This is a genomic window from Bradyrhizobium elkanii USDA 76, from assembly GCF_023278185.1.
Classification (GTDB): domain Bacteria; phylum Pseudomonadota; class Alphaproteobacteria; order Rhizobiales; family Xanthobacteraceae; genus Bradyrhizobium; species Bradyrhizobium elkanii.
Map to the genome: position 1 here is coordinate 7,822,531 of NZ_CP066356.1, position 12,864 is coordinate 7,835,394.

A 12,864-nucleotide genomic window follows, 5' to 3' on the forward strand; every position below is an offset into this window, starting at 1 on the left:
ACAAGTCTGGTCGTCACAAGGCTGTCGCAGCAGCTCTGGTCGTCACAATCGGAAACGCGGCGCGGATCGGCGGGGCCTCACGGCAAAGGACGGCTGCGGAAATGCTCGACAATGCGTACATGACGTTCGCGTCCTGCTGCCACCAGCACCCCATGCGTCACCTCCCGGCGATTGTACTCAATCGCGTCCCCCGAGAGCGCAGTCATCTTACCACCCGCTTCCTGCACGATCAAATTCGCGGCGGCAAGATCCCAGTCGCGGCTTTGCCCGCCGGCAAAGGCCGCGTCAAGTCGACCTTGTGCTACACGGCACAGGCGCAGCGCCAGCGATCCGATCCGCGGATAGAGCGTGATCTCGTCCGGCGTCGGGCTGAGCCGCTGCACCAGCGGCTTCGGTCCCGCCATCCGCGGAAAATTGAAATCGGTGCCTGCGGTTGCATGCACCGCGCCGTCGTTCAGGGTGGCGCCCTGTCCGCGGGCGGCGAAGAAGAATTCCTCGCTGACCGGCGCATACACCGCCGCGAGCACCGGAGATGCATTTTCAACCAGCGCCACACTGACGCACCAGTCCTCGCGGCCGGCGAGATAGGCGCGGGTGCCGTCGATCGGATCGACGATCCAGGTGAAGCGCTTGCCGAGCCGGGAGTCGTTGTCGGCGCTCTCTTCCGACAGCCAGCCGTAGCCGGGCGTTGCCGAACGCAGCTGCTGCTCCAGCAGGTCGTTGACCGCGATGTCGGCCTCGGAGACCGGCGAGGAGGCGCCCTTGATCCAGTTCTTCAATTCGGTGCGGAACAGCGACGATGCGAGCCGGCCCGCTTCCTGCACCGATCTGGTCAGCAAGGCGGCATCGCGCGCCTTGGTCCAGTCGTCCGTATCAGCGTCCGCCAAGCGTCAGGCCCTCGATGCGCAGCGTCGGCGAGTTGACGCCGTAGCGGAATTCCAGGTCGTCGGCGGCGACCAGCGACTTGAACATCGGCAGCAGATGGCCGGCGATGGTCACTTCGCTGACCGGATAGGTGATCTCGCCGTTCTCGATCCAGAAGCCGGACGCGCCGCGGCTGTAATCGCCGGTCACGCCGTTGACGCCGGAACCGATCAGGTCGGTGACATAGAAGCCCTGCTTGATGTCGGAGATCAGCTCCCTCGGCGTCACCGCACCCGGCTCGAGATGCAGATTATACGTTCCGGGCGAGGGCGAGGACGATACGCCGCGATGCGCATGCCCGGTCGTCACGAGGCCGAGCTCGCGCGCGGTCGCCGAATCCAGCACCCAGGTGGTGAGCACGCCCGCATCGATCAGCGCCGTCTTCTTCACCCTGACGCCCTCGGCATCGAAGGTCTGCGAGCGCAGCCCACGCACGCGCAACGGATCGTCGATGATGCGGATGTCTTTGGAGAACAGCTGCTCGCCGAGCTTGTCCTTCAGGAAGCTGGTCTTGCGCGCGATCGAGGCGCCGTTGATGGCGCCGACCAGATGGCCGACGATCGAGCCGGCCACCCTGGGATCGAACACCACCGGCACCTTGCAGGTCTCGACCTTGCGCGGATTGGCCCGCGCCACCGCGCGCTCTCCGGCCTTGCGACCAACGGCAGCAGGTGAATCGAGATCGGAGGCATGCGGCGCGCTGGTGAAATCGTAGTCGCGCTCCATGCCGGTGCCCTCACCGGAAATCGCCGTCGTCGAGATGCCGTGGCTGGAGCGCAGATAAGAACCGTGGAAGCCGGTCGACGTCACCAGCACCATGCCGCCGATCCCGGTCGAGGCCGACGCGCCGCCGGACTTGGTGACACCCTTGACCGCGAGCGCCGCAGCCTCCGCTTCGATCGCGCGCTGCTCCAGTTCGGCCGTGCTCGGAACCTTGCGATCGAGCAGATCGAGATCGGGGAAATCGTGTGCGTGGAGCGCCGGATCGGCCAGACCGACATATTTGTCGTCCGGCGCCACGCGCGCCATCGCGACCGCGCGCTCGGCAAGCTTGGCGACCCCGTCGCCGCTGACGTCATTGGTCGACACCACCGCCTGGCGCTGGCCGACGAACACCCGCAGGCCGACGTCATCGCCTTCGGAGCGTTCGGTTTCCTCGACGCGGCCGTCGCGCACCTCGACGCCCTGCGAGACGCCGCGCACCGCAATGGCATCGGCCGCATCGGCGCCCGCGCGCTTTGCGGCATCGACCAGGCGCTGCGCGAGGTCGCTCAGGCCCGATTGGTCGAACAGATCGGAGCTATCGCCGTGTCGCGATGCAGATGGTGAAGAGTTCACGAACGAATTCCTGCGGATTGAGGGGGGGCCCGGAACGAGGTCGACAGATCCACCAGATGTGCCGGTTTCACAGGGATTTCAAGCACTTTGCGCCGGCAGGCAACAAAGATTTGAGTGATCGGGGCAAGGCTTCGTCAATCATGCGGGCCAACCTCTTGTCAATCATGGCGCGAGGTGAGGAGGGGTTAACCAGGCTTTTTAAGGGGGAACGGACATCGCTCGGCTAGGCTCTCACCCATCGACCGGGAACATAATCCCGGCGGGGAGACAAGGCTTTGAGGCGTCAAACACCAACAAGCGGAATCAATTCCGCCGGGTCGAGCCGCGCATTGCGGCTCGACCCTCTTTCCCTTCCGCTCAGCTTCCACGCGCAGGATGCGCGCGCGGATGGCGGCATGCGGCAGGTCGAGCTTCATCGCGAACACGTCGTGCTGCGCCGTGCCGTTCTCGGCATGCGGATGGCGGTCAATGTTCGCGTCAGCGACTTTCTCGGCGTCGCGGTGCGCGGGATCGACGACGCGCAGATGCTGGTGCTGGTTCACCGCGATCCCGCGCTCAGCATTCCGCTCGGCTCCAGCTCGGATGCCGAGGAGATCAGCTCCGCCTGGCAGATGTGGAGCGACATCTTCCGTCTCCCGCAACTGACCGAGCCGGCACCGCGGACGCCCTCCCCGCGCCGCCGTCGCCGCAACGCGATCCGCGCGCGGCGACCGAAATTCCTGGTCCGCCGCCGCGCCGGCTTCCGGCTGCACGGCACCAGCGTGCATCGCGGCGAACGCGAGATCATCGCGCGGGATTGAGCTTGCCAATCACGCTTCGGCGCGGCAGCTACGGAGCTTCGCGCACGGCTCTCGCCCCATCGTCGTCCCGGCGCAGGCCGGGACCCATACGCCGCAGCAGCTGTAGCTGGCGGGACTCGTCGTTCCAGCGTTGCACAACAATCGACATTTGTGGTGATGGGTCCCGGCCTGCGCCGGGACGACGGTGAGGATCGGGCACGATTCACATCACGCGCTGTCACTACGCGAGGAGTGGAAATCACGCCGCGCGCAGCACCGCGTCGACGACCAGGCTCGCGAACAGGATGAAGCCGGCGTCGCGGTTGGACTTGAAGATGCGCAGGCAGAGCGCGCCATCGCTGATGTCGAGCCGCCGGACCTGCCAGGCGAGATGCAGCGCGAACGCCGCTAGCCCGATCCAGGCCGGCCAGCGCGCGCCCGCGAGCGCGAACGCCACGCCGATCAGGAGCACGGCGAGACCATAGAAGATCACGAGCGCACGATGGGTGCGGGCACCGAACAGGCGCGCGGTGGATTTGACGCCGATCAGCGCATCATCCTCGGCGTCCTGATGGGCGTAGATGGTGTCGTAGGCGATCACCCAGGCGATCGATCCGGCGTAGAGCGCAATCGCGGTCAGATCGATGCGCGCGAGCGTCACCGCAAATCCCATCAGCGCGCCGTAGGAGAAGGCGAGGCCGAGCACGACCTGCGGCCACCAGGTGATCCGCTTCATGAACGGGTAGATCGCGACGATCAGAAGCGAGGCGATGCCGGTCATGACAGCGAAGCGGTTGAACTGCAGCAGCACGAGCAAGCCGATCAGCGCCTGCAGGACCATGAAGACCGCCGCCTGCGTCACCGTGACCTGCCCGGCGGGGATCGGCCGCGACCGCGTGCGTTCGACCTTGGCGTCGAGATCGCGATCGGTGATGTCGTTCCAGGTGCAGCCGGCGCCGCGCATCACGAAGGCGCCGATGAAGAACAGCAGGACCACGAGCGGCAGCGAGCGCACATCATGCGCGACGCCGGCAGCAAGCGCCGCCGACCACCAGCACGGCATCAACAGCAGCCAGGAGCCGATCGGCCGGTCGTAGCGCGCAAGCCGCAGATAGGGCCGCGACCAGACCGGCGCATGGGTATCCACCCAGTTGCCTGTGGAGTCGGCAACGCGGGTGGAGACATCGCTCATGGGTGATCCATCAACGGGTGAGGACGTTGCCGTTCAGCGTATCGAAGGTGCTGCCGCCCTTCTTGGTCGGCGTCGCTTCCGGCAGCGAGGCGGACGAGCCGAGCACGTCGCTCAACGTCGGCCCCGCAGGCCCACGCGGCTGCGCCGCCGCCTGCTCCGCGACATTGCAGACCTTCTTCAGCAGCGCTTCGGTATTCTTGTGTCCGGCCTTGAGCTGGTCGGCGATCTGCGGCGGAATTCCGCACTTCTGCGCGTTGGTGTCGACATATTTGATCATCTTGATCTCGGCCTGGCTGTAATTGCCGATCAGCTTGCAGGCCTCCTGGGGGCTGGCGTGGCGATCGCTCGCCGCCTTGATCGCCTTGCCGCGCTTCTCCGCATCCTCACGCAGCGGAGTGAAATTCTTCATGCAGGCGTCGGCGGCACCACCACCCGCACCCGGCGGGGGCGGCGACGACAGCCCGCCACCGGCGATGGGGGCCGCGCCACTGCTCGGAAATGCCGACGGCGTGGCACCGACCCTGGCCGCCGGCGCGCCGTTGACCGGCGGGAATGCGGAATCCGAGGCGGTTCCGGCCTGGCTTGGACGCATACCATTGACCGGCGGAAACGCGGGGTCGGACGCGGTGCCGGCCTTACCGGCCTGATTGGGCAACGGGGCCGGAAAGGCGCTCTGCGCGGCGGCTTGCCCCATGGACAGGGCGGTCGCGGCAACGGTCAGCACGATCAGTCGGCGGATCATCGAGGGTGTTTCTCCGGCAAAAGGTCCAGGCAACCCCAGCGCAACAAAAACGAAGCAACGAATTTTGGGGGCGTTTTACGATTCCTGCGAGGCCTTAACAACCCGTCGATTTGGGCGACAGCGCGGCGTAGGGCCACACCGGCCACATTAAATTGTTCCCCGATTCTAAGCCTTTAGGCTACGAACGGCGGTAAAACCGGACCATCAAATTTGCCTGAACGCGATTTTCGGCAAGGCCTCGGTTTGGATTAGCGGCCGGATGCCGCGCACGGGCGACCGAAAAGCAAAAGGGGCTGCGTGCAAGCGGCCCCTTGGACTGAAGAAATGACTTGGTGACAGAAGCAATATATCGACGCTTCCTTACTACCCGGCCGGCGAGTTCCTGACGAGCCCGCGGGACTACGGTGTCGCATAGTTTGGTAAACCTGCCACACCGCAATGAAGCCGCCTCGGATATGCCTGAACACGATTTCCGCAGCCCCCGCCTGTTTGTCGATGCTCCGCTTGATGCCGGCGCAACCGTTCCGCTCGAACGCGACCAGAGCAACTATCTCGGCAACGTGCTGCGGCTTAACGCCGGCGACAGCGTGCTGGTGTTCAACGGCCGCGACGGCGAATGGCGCGCCGAGATTTCCGGCCGCAAGCGGGCCGACATGCTGACGGTATCAGCGCAGACCCGCGCGCAGGACCGCTTGCCCGATGTCGCTTGCGTGTTCGCGCCGCTGAAGCATGCGCGGCTCGATTACATGGTGCAGAAAGCCGTCGAGATGGGCGCCGCGCGGCTCGTGCCGGTGCTGACACGCTTCACCCAGGTGTCGCGGGTCAATAGCGAGCGGATGCGCGCCAATGTGGTCGAGGCCGCCGAGCAATGCGGCATCATCTCGCTCGCCGAGGTCGCCGATCCCCTCCCCCTCGAAAATTTCCTGGCGGGGCGCGATCCGGCGCGGCTGCTGGTGTTCTGCGACGAGGCCGCCGAGGTCGCCAATCCGATCCAGGCGCTGCAAACCGCACAGGCTGCGAACGCCGGGATCGATGTCCTGATCGGCCCGGAAGGCGGCTTCGCCGAGGAGGAGCGGACGCTGCTGCTGCGCCAGCCCGCCATCCTCCGCCTCGCGCTCGGCCCGCGCATCCTGCGCGCCGACACCGCCGCCGTCGCGGCGCTGGCGCTGGTGCAGGCCGCACTGGGGGATTGGGGAGATAGTGATGGACGCACCGGCGGAAGGGTTCCCTCCCCCCTTGCGGGGGAGGGTTAGGGAGAGGGGTGCCGCTTGCTCCGCCGCATGACGGGTTCGCACCGATTCACACTTGCGACGCTCGCGTGACAAGAGCTGGATTGCGTGGAGCTGTAGATCTCTCGACCGCTGGAGCCCGGGGCTTACCCCTCTCCCCAACCCTCCCCCGCAAGGGGGGAGGGAGCCTGAGAGGCGTGCTCGCATCACGCGCGATTTCGGCGTACCCTGCCCCTAGCCAAGGCGTCGCAAAATCGTTAACGAACCCAATCATTAAGCCACTTGGCCGATCCCTGTCGAAAGCATGGGCCGACCGTGCTAAGGGCTCCACAAACACCACCCATGGAACCCGCTCTGGAACGCGATTTCGGAGCGAATTGGACGTCGAGATGACCGAAGCTGCCGCACCACGATCCGCCGCCGGATCCGCCGTCTGGGCGGATGCGCTGCTGGCCTCGTTCGCGCAGGCCGGCTATCAGAGGTCCGAGCCCGCGATCCTGCAGCCGGCCGAGCCGTTCCTCGACCTCTCCGGCGAGGACATCCGCAAGAGCCTGTACCTGACGACGGACCCGAGCGGCGAGGAGCTCTGCCTGCGCCCGGACCTCACGATCCCGGTGGCGCGCGATTACCTCGCCTCGCCGCGCGCGGGCCAGCCCGCCGGCTTCAGCTATCTCGGTCCGGTGTTCCGCTATCGCGGCGGTGCGCCGAGCCAGTTCCTGCAGGCCGGCATCGAATCGTTCGGGCGGCAGGACCGCGCCGCGGCCGATGCCGAGATGCTGGCGCTGGCGCTGGAGGCGACCACCGCGTTCGGCTTGAAGGACGTCGAGATCCGCACCGGCGACGTCGCGCTGTTCAACGCGCTGATCGATGCGCTCGACCTCTATCCGGTGTGGCGGCGCCGGCTGATCAAGGACTTCAACCGCAAGGTCTCGCTGACCGACGACATCGAGCAGCTGACGCTCAAGACCGCGCCGGGCCGCAACGAATATGAGGGCGTGCTCGCTGCGCTGGCCGGCTCCGACCGCAAGGCGGCGCTGGCGCTGGTCACCGATCTGATGTCGATCGCCGGCACCACCAATGTCGGCGGCCGCACGGTGGCGGAGATCGCCGACCGTTTCCTCGAGCAATCGACGCTGAAGGGCGGCGCGCTGCCGCGTGACGCGGTCGCGACCATCAAGCGCTTCCTGGCGATCGCAGGCGATCCCGACGACGCGGTCGCGCAATTGCGCGCGCTGGCCTCCGACGCCAAGCTCAACCTTGCCGCCGCGATCGACCAGCTCGAGAGCCGGATCGGCTTCATGGCCGCGCGCGGCATCGACATCCGAAAGACCCGGTTCTCCACTGCGTTCGGCCGCGGCCTCGACTACTACACCGGCTTCGAATTCGAGCTGCACGCCAAGGGCAACGGCGCCGAGCCGCTGGTCGCCGGCGGGCGCTATGACGGACTGATGACGCAGCTCGGCTCGGCGAGCCCGATCCCCGCGGTCGGCTTCTCGGTCTGGATCGAGGCGATGACCCGGCATGGCCAGGCCACCTCCTCCTTCGGAGCCGCCCAATGAGCACGCCCTTCGTCGTCGCCGTGCCCTCCAAGGGGCGGCTGCAGGAAAACGCCGAAAGCTTCTTCGCCCGCGCCGGGCTGACCTTGTCGAAGGCCGGCGGCGCCCGCGACTATCGCGGCACCATCGCCGGCGTCGACAATGTCGAGATCGCCTATCTCTCGGCGAGCGAGATCGCGGCCAATCTGGCGCGCGGCTCGGTGCATCTCGGCGTCACCGGCGAGGACCTGGTGCGCGAGAGCATTCCCGATGCCGACAAGCGCGTGCTGATGATCGAAGGCCTCGGCTTCGGCTATGCCAATGTCGTGGTCGCGGTGCCGCAGGCCTGGATCGACGTCCGCACGATGGCCGATCTCGACGACGTCGCAAGCGGCTTCCGCGAGCAGCACAATCACCGCATGCGGGTGGCGACCAAATACATCAATCTGACGCGCGGCTTCTTTGCCAGGCACGGCGTCGGCGACTACCGCATCGTCGAAAGCGCCGGCGCCACCGAGGGCGCGCCCGCCGCCGGCACCGCCGAGCTGATCGTCGACATCACGACGACAGGGGCGACGCTCACCGCCAACGGGCTCAAGGTGCTCGACGACGGCGTGATGCTGCGCAGCCAGGCCAACCTCGTTGCGTCGCGGGATGCCGACTGGTCGACCGGAGCCCGCGAGACCGCGCGCGTCATCCTCGACCACATCGCGGCGCGCGCCCGCGCCAGCAAGTATCGCGAGGTCCGCACCCGCTTCGCCGGCTGCAACGATGCGCTGCTGTCCGAGGCGCATAACCGTTTCGGCGTGGTCGCCCCGTTCGGCGGCCCGACATCGTCGGGCATGCTTACGCTGCACTGCCCACCGGGCAAGCTTTACGCGCTCGGCAGCTTCCTGCGCGAGCACGGCGCCGAAACCGTGTCGGTGGTGTCGCTGGACTATGTGTTCGACCGCGAGAACCCGCTGTTCGCCAGGCTCGAGGCGTTCCTGCGACAATGAGGCGGCCACGCCGTTCATGTTGGCGACAGCTACCCTGCGGTACCATATTGTGTTCGAGGGATCTCTCGTTTTGACGCGGTGTCTTCGTGCGAGGCGGAAGGCCATTTCGCTCGAAAACGCTCTAGTTCTGGAACCTGACCGATGATGCTGGGCTCTGACGTTTCCAGCCTGACCACGACCGCCAAGACCGCCGCCGGGCAGGGTCTGTCGATCGTCGTGCCCGTCTATAACGAGGCGGCCGGGCTTGCGGCGTTGCATGAGCGGCTGATCAACCTCGCCAGGACGCTGCGCGCCCGCTATGGCCTCGCCTGCGAGGTGATCTATGTCGATGACGGCAGCGCCGACAACACGTTGATGATCGCGCGCGGCCTGCCCGCCGACGGGCTCGACCTGCAGGTGGTGTCGCTGTCGCGCAATTTCGGCAAGGAGGCGGCGCTGATGGCCGGCCTCGACCACGCCCGCCGCGGCGCGGTGCTGTTCATGGACGGCGACGGCCAGCATCCGCCGACGCTCGTGGAGCAATTGGTCGCACACTGGATCGATGACGGCTACGACGTGGTCTACACGGCGAAGGCGCATCGCGACAATGAATCGGCCGCGCGGCGGCTGGCCGTGCGCGGCTTCTACGCGCTGATCAACTGGGGCGCCCGGCAGCAGATCCCGGAGGATGCCGGCGACTTCCGCCTGCTGTCGCCGCGCGCGGCCGCGGCCCTGCGGCAATTGCCGGAGCGCAACCGCTTCTTCAAGGGCCTAGCCAGCTGGATCGGCTTCCGGCAGATCCGCGTCGACTACGAGCCGGCGCCGCGCGCGCACGGCGTCACCACCTTCAATGCCGGCCGGCTGATCGGCCTGTCGATCGAGGGCCTGACCTCGTTCTCGGTGGCGCCGCTGCGCTTTGCCAGCCTGCTCGGCGCGCTGCTCGCCGGCGCGGCGTTCCTGTTCGGCCTCTCGATTCTCTGGGAAGTGCTGACGACCGGCAAGCAGGTTCCCGGCTATCCGTCGCTGATGATCGGCATGATGACGATCGGCGGCGTGCAGCTGATCATGATCGGCATCGTCGGCGAATATATCGGCAAGATCCTCTCCGAGCTGAAGGCGCGGCCGATCTACTTCGTCGCCGAGCACACCGAGAAGCACGCCGACGGCGGCGCGGCGCAAAATGCCTCCGAGCGGACCGCCGCGGAATGAACACCGATACGCCGCGCCGGATCTGGCTGTGTGCTGACGACTATGGCTTGAGCGACGGCGTCAACCGCGCGATCCGCGATCTGATCGAGCGCGGCCGCCTCAATGCGACGTCGGTGATGACGGTGACGCCGGCGATCGGCCGCGATGCAGCTGCCGCGCTCACGGCGTCGGTGGCGAACAGCCCGCGCTGCGCGATCGGATTGCATGTGACGCTGACCGCGCCGTTCCGGCCGCTGACGATGCATTTCCGCCCGCTCGACGGCGACATGTTCCTGCCCTTCCCGCGGCTGCTGCGCGCCGGGCTGATGCACCGGCTCGATGCCGAACTGGTCCATGCCGAGGTGCTGGCGCAGCTCGACGCCTTCCATGATCTGTTCGGCCGCGCACCCGACTTCGTCGACGGTCATCAGCACGCGCAGCTGTTCCCGCAGGTGCGCGACGGCTTCCTGCGCGCCGTGAAGGAGCGCGCGCCCGATGCCTGGGTGCGGCAGTGCGGACGCGAAGGCCCGCTGGCGCGCCAGCTGGCGGCGCCGAAGGCGCTGGTGCTGAACGTGCTCAGCACGCAATTCCGGATCAAGGCACAGCGAGCGGGCCTGCGGTTCAATCCGGCCTTCGCCGGCGCCTATGATTTTACACGCGGCAATGATTTCGCGGCGCTGATGCAGGGCTTCCTCGACGGCCTGCCGGAGGACGGGCTCGTGATGTGCCATCCCGGTTTCGTCGACGAAACGCTGAAGAGCCTCGATCCGCTGACGACGCAGCGCGAGACCGAGCATGCCTATCTGGCAGGCGACGATTTCCCCGCGCTGCTGGCCCTGAATAAAGTTACACTGGCCTGAACCGGTCCCCACCCCGCCCCCGCATCAAGTGCGGGGCAGGCTTCGCTCGAAAACGCTTTAAGGTTCACGAAAAACCGCCGGTCGTATTGTCGCATACATAAATTTAATTCTGGCCCCCACTCCTTGCGCCACAAACCCAGTCCTACATCCCGGACGCGCCGATTCGATCGGCGCGATGGAGAACGCCATGACACCGCAAGAACGCCAACTGATCGACGATCTCTTCGACCGGCTCGCCAAGCTGGAGAATGCCCCGCGCGACGGCGAGGCCATGTCCGCGATCATGCAGGGCCTGCGCAGCGCGCCGAATGCGGTCTACGCACTGGTGCAGACCGCGCTGGTTCAGGACGAGGCGCTGAAGCGCGCCCATGACCGGATCCAGGAACTCGAGGCCGCGGTCGGCCAGCAGCCGGGAGCCCAGCAGCAGGGCGGCGGTTTCCTCGATTCGATGCGCGACGCGATCTTCGGCGGACAGGGCCAGCAGCATGGCTCGGTGCCGCCGGTGCGGGCGCCCGACATGGGCGGCCGCGATCCGGGCGGCCGCCCGGTCTGGAACTCGGGCCAGGCGATGCAGCAGGCGGGCGGCTATGGCCAGCCGGCGCAACCCTATGGCCAGGGCTATGGCGGCCCGCAACCGCCGGCGTTCGGCGGCGCGCCGGGTGGCGGTGGCGGCTCGTTCCTCGGGACTGCTGCTGCGGCGGCGGCCGGCGTGGTCGGCGGCGGACTGTTGCTCTCCAGCATCCGCGGCATGATGGGTGGCGGCAGCCACCAGTCGCTGGCCGATTCCGGCAGCCTCGGCGGCGGGTCGCGCTCCGATTCGCGTCCTTGGGGCGGCGACCAGTCGTCGAGCGACTTGGCGCGTGACGCCGGGATCAACGATGTCGGCTCCAACCGCGACAGCGGCTCGCGCGCCGGCGCGTTCGACCAGGCGCAGGCCGACCGGGACAGTGACGATGATCAAGACGCCGACGACTTCGACAATGACGACGACGGCTTCGATGGCGGTGGCGACGGCGACGACAGCAACTACGCGTAAACGTATGCGTTTCGCCTGAACACGAACGGCCGCTCCATCGAGCGGCCGTTTTGATTCTGTCGTCCCGGCGAAAGCCGGGACCCATCACCACAACCGTGCAAGATTTGACACGGCTGGGGCTACAGCTTCTCTCAGTAACAACCGCCTGTGGTTATGGATCCCGGCTTTCGCCGGGACGACACCATCTTTGGGGCAGCTGCTTCAAAACCAACCTCACATCACGACGACCCTGGCCCCGACATTGACGCGGCCGTAGAGGTCGATGACGTCCTCGTTGCGCATCCGGATACAGCCGGACGAGACGTTGGTGCCGATCGTCCAGGGCTCGTTGGAGCCGTGGATGCGGTAGAGCGAGGAGCCGAGATACATCGCGCGGGCGCCGAGCGGATTTTCCGGGCCGCCTTCCATGTGCCGCGGCAGGTCGGGACGGCGCGCCAGCATTTCCGGCGGCGGCGTCCAGGCCGGCCACTCCTTCTTGGCGGAGATCGTCTTCACGCCGGCCCAGGTGAAGCCGGGCCGGCCGACGCCGATTCCGTAGCGCAGCGCACGGCCGTCGCCCTGCACCAGATAGAGAAACTTGTTCGGCGTATCGACGACGATGGTGCCGGCGCCTTCCTTCCCGGAATAGTCGACCAGCTGCTTTTCGTATCTCGGATCGAACGGACGCTGCGCCGGGTCGCCCGCGGCCTCTTCCTGCTGCCGGAGCATCTGCTGCTGCGGATCCATCGGCGGCAGCTGACGGTTGCCGTAATAGCCGGGCTGCTGCTGATACATCGGCTGCGGCGAATAACCCTGCGACGACGGCGCATCGCCGAACAGGAATTCGATGAAGCCGCCGCCCATGTTGGAGCGCTGCGGCTGCGCATAGGCGGTGCGCATCGGCGGCTGTGGAGCGCCCTGATTGGCATAGATGACGGCGGGCCCGGCGGGCGCTGCCGCGTCGATCGCCATGGCGTGATGGGGAACGGCAATAAGAGAAGACGCGCCGGCGAGCAGCGCAAGCGTGGTTTTCCTGAACATCGACGTACTCTGTACTGGTTTCGTCGTGACGTGATGCGCGAGGC

Annotated in this window: 12 protein-coding genes; 7 read left to right on the forward strand and 5 right to left on the reverse strand. The window is 66.9% G+C overall.

The window, feature by feature from the left end; translation table 11 throughout:
• Positions 1 to 77 precede the first annotated feature (77 nt).
• Together JEY66_RS37025 and JEY66_RS37030 are read right to left on the reverse strand one after the other, a co-directional pair.
• Positions 78 to 887, reverse strand: coding sequence for a 3'(2'),5'-bisphosphate nucleotidase CysQ (locus tag JEY66_RS37025; RefSeq protein ID WP_016848024.1), 810 nt, complete (start codon positions 885 to 887; stop codon positions 78 to 80).
• Positions 874 to 2,262 carry a TldD/PmbA family protein gene (locus tag JEY66_RS37030; protein ID WP_018269786.1) on the reverse strand — a complete coding sequence of 463 codons (1,389 nt, stop codon included), beginning with the start codon at positions 2,260 to 2,262 and terminating at the stop codon, positions 874 to 876. The genes JEY66_RS37025 and JEY66_RS37030 overlap by 14 nt, the downstream gene beginning before the upstream one ends.
• Positions 2,263 to 2,537: 275 nt before the next feature.
• Here JEY66_RS37030 and JEY66_RS37035 point away from each other — a divergent pair, with 275 nt between their 5' ends.
• Positions 2,538 to 3,062 (forward strand): DUF6101 family protein, encoded by a 525-nt coding sequence (locus tag JEY66_RS37035; protein WP_026192252.1) that lies wholly within the window; start codon positions 2,538 to 2,540, stop codon positions 3,060 to 3,062.
• A 238-nt stretch (positions 3,063 to 3,300) separates the two neighbouring features.
• On the opposite strand, the gene ubiA is transcribed toward JEY66_RS37035, so the two are convergent.
• Together ubiA and JEY66_RS37045 are read right to left on the reverse strand one after the other, a co-directional pair.
• Positions 3,301 to 4,233: a 4-hydroxybenzoate octaprenyltransferase gene (gene ubiA, locus JEY66_RS37040; RefSeq protein WP_018269785.1), complete on the reverse strand. Its 933-nt coding sequence runs from the start codon at positions 4,231 to 4,233 to the stop codon at positions 3,301 to 3,303.
• Between the two features lie 10 nt (positions 4,234 to 4,243).
• Positions 4,244 to 4,975, reverse strand: a complete 732-nt coding sequence (locus JEY66_RS37045) for a hypothetical protein (RefSeq protein ID WP_016848031.1) — start codon at positions 4,973 to 4,975, stop codon at positions 4,244 to 4,246.
• A 455-nt stretch (positions 4,976 to 5,430) separates the two neighbouring features.
• Here JEY66_RS37045 and JEY66_RS37050 point away from each other — a divergent pair, with 455 nt between their 5' ends.
• The 6 genes from JEY66_RS37050 (at position 5,431) to JEY66_RS37075 (ending at position 11,800) form a co-directional block, all read left to right on the forward strand.
• Positions 5,431 to 6,228 (forward strand): 16S rRNA (uracil(1498)-N(3))-methyltransferase, encoded by a 798-nt coding sequence (locus tag JEY66_RS37050; RefSeq protein WP_018269784.1) that lies wholly within the window; start codon positions 5,431 to 5,433, stop codon positions 6,226 to 6,228.
• A gap of 365 nt (positions 6,229 to 6,593) precedes the next feature.
• Positions 6,594 to 7,763 carry an ATP phosphoribosyltransferase regulatory subunit gene (locus tag JEY66_RS37055; protein WP_026192251.1) on the forward strand — a complete coding sequence of 390 codons (1,170 nt, stop codon included), beginning with the start codon at positions 6,594 to 6,596 and terminating at the stop codon, positions 7,761 to 7,763.
• A complete protein-coding gene (gene hisG, locus JEY66_RS37060) occupies positions 7,760 to 8,737 on the forward strand; it encodes an ATP phosphoribosyltransferase (protein ID WP_016848035.1) in 978 nt (325 codons plus the stop codon). Before JEY66_RS37055 ends, hisG begins: the two co-directional genes overlap by 4 nt.
• Before the next feature lie 141 nt (positions 8,738 to 8,878).
• Positions 8,879 to 9,925: a glycosyltransferase family 2 protein gene (locus JEY66_RS37065; protein WP_018269783.1), complete on the forward strand. Its 1,047-nt coding sequence runs from the start codon at positions 8,879 to 8,881 to the stop codon at positions 9,923 to 9,925.
• Positions 9,922 to 10,764, forward strand: coding sequence for a ChbG/HpnK family deacetylase (locus JEY66_RS37070; protein ID WP_018269782.1), 843 nt, complete (start codon positions 9,922 to 9,924; stop codon positions 10,762 to 10,764). The genes JEY66_RS37065 and JEY66_RS37070 overlap by 4 nt, the downstream gene beginning before the upstream one ends.
• Positions 10,765 to 10,951: 187 nt before the next feature.
• Positions 10,952 to 11,800 carry a DUF2076 domain-containing protein gene (locus JEY66_RS37075; protein WP_026192250.1) on the forward strand — a complete coding sequence of 283 codons (849 nt, stop codon included), beginning with the start codon at positions 10,952 to 10,954 and terminating at the stop codon, positions 11,798 to 11,800.
• Between the two features lie 213 nt (positions 11,801 to 12,013).
• Here JEY66_RS37075 and JEY66_RS37080 read toward each other — a convergent pair whose 3' ends face one another.
• Positions 12,014 to 12,820 carry a L,D-transpeptidase gene (locus JEY66_RS37080; protein WP_026192249.1) on the reverse strand — a complete coding sequence of 269 codons (807 nt, stop codon included), beginning with the start codon at positions 12,818 to 12,820 and terminating at the stop codon, positions 12,014 to 12,016.
• Between the last annotated feature and the right edge of the window lie 44 nt (positions 12,821 to 12,864).

Coding starts and splice junctions, on each gene's coding strand:
- JEY66_RS37045 (WP_016848031.1), bottom strand. CDS start 4,975: ATGATCCGCCGACTGATCGTGCTGACCGTTGCCGCGACCGCCCTGTCC.
- JEY66_RS37075 (WP_026192250.1), top strand. CDS start 10,952: ATGACACCGCAAGAACGCCAACTGATCGACGATCTCTTCGACCGGCTC.
- JEY66_RS37050 (WP_018269784.1), top strand. CDS start 5,431: ATGCCTGAACACGATTTCCGCAGCCCCCGCCTGTTTGTCGATGCTCCG.
- JEY66_RS37070 (WP_018269782.1), top strand. CDS start 9,922: ATGAACACCGATACGCCGCGCCGGATCTGGCTGTGTGCTGACGACTAT.
- JEY66_RS37055 (WP_026192251.1), top strand. CDS start 6,594: ATGACCGAAGCTGCCGCACCACGATCCGCCGCCGGATCCGCCGTCTGG.
- JEY66_RS37080 (WP_026192249.1), bottom strand. CDS start 12,820: ATGTTCAGGAAAACCACGCTTGCGCTGCTCGCCGGCGCGTCTTCTCTT.
- hisG (WP_016848035.1), top strand. CDS start 7,760: ATGAGCACGCCCTTCGTCGTCGCCGTGCCCTCCAAGGGGCGGCTGCAG.
- ubiA (WP_018269785.1), bottom strand. CDS start 4,233: ATGAGCGATGTCTCCACCCGCGTTGCCGACTCCACAGGCAACTGGGTG.
- JEY66_RS37065 (WP_018269783.1), top strand. CDS start 8,879: ATGATGCTGGGCTCTGACGTTTCCAGCCTGACCACGACCGCCAAGACC.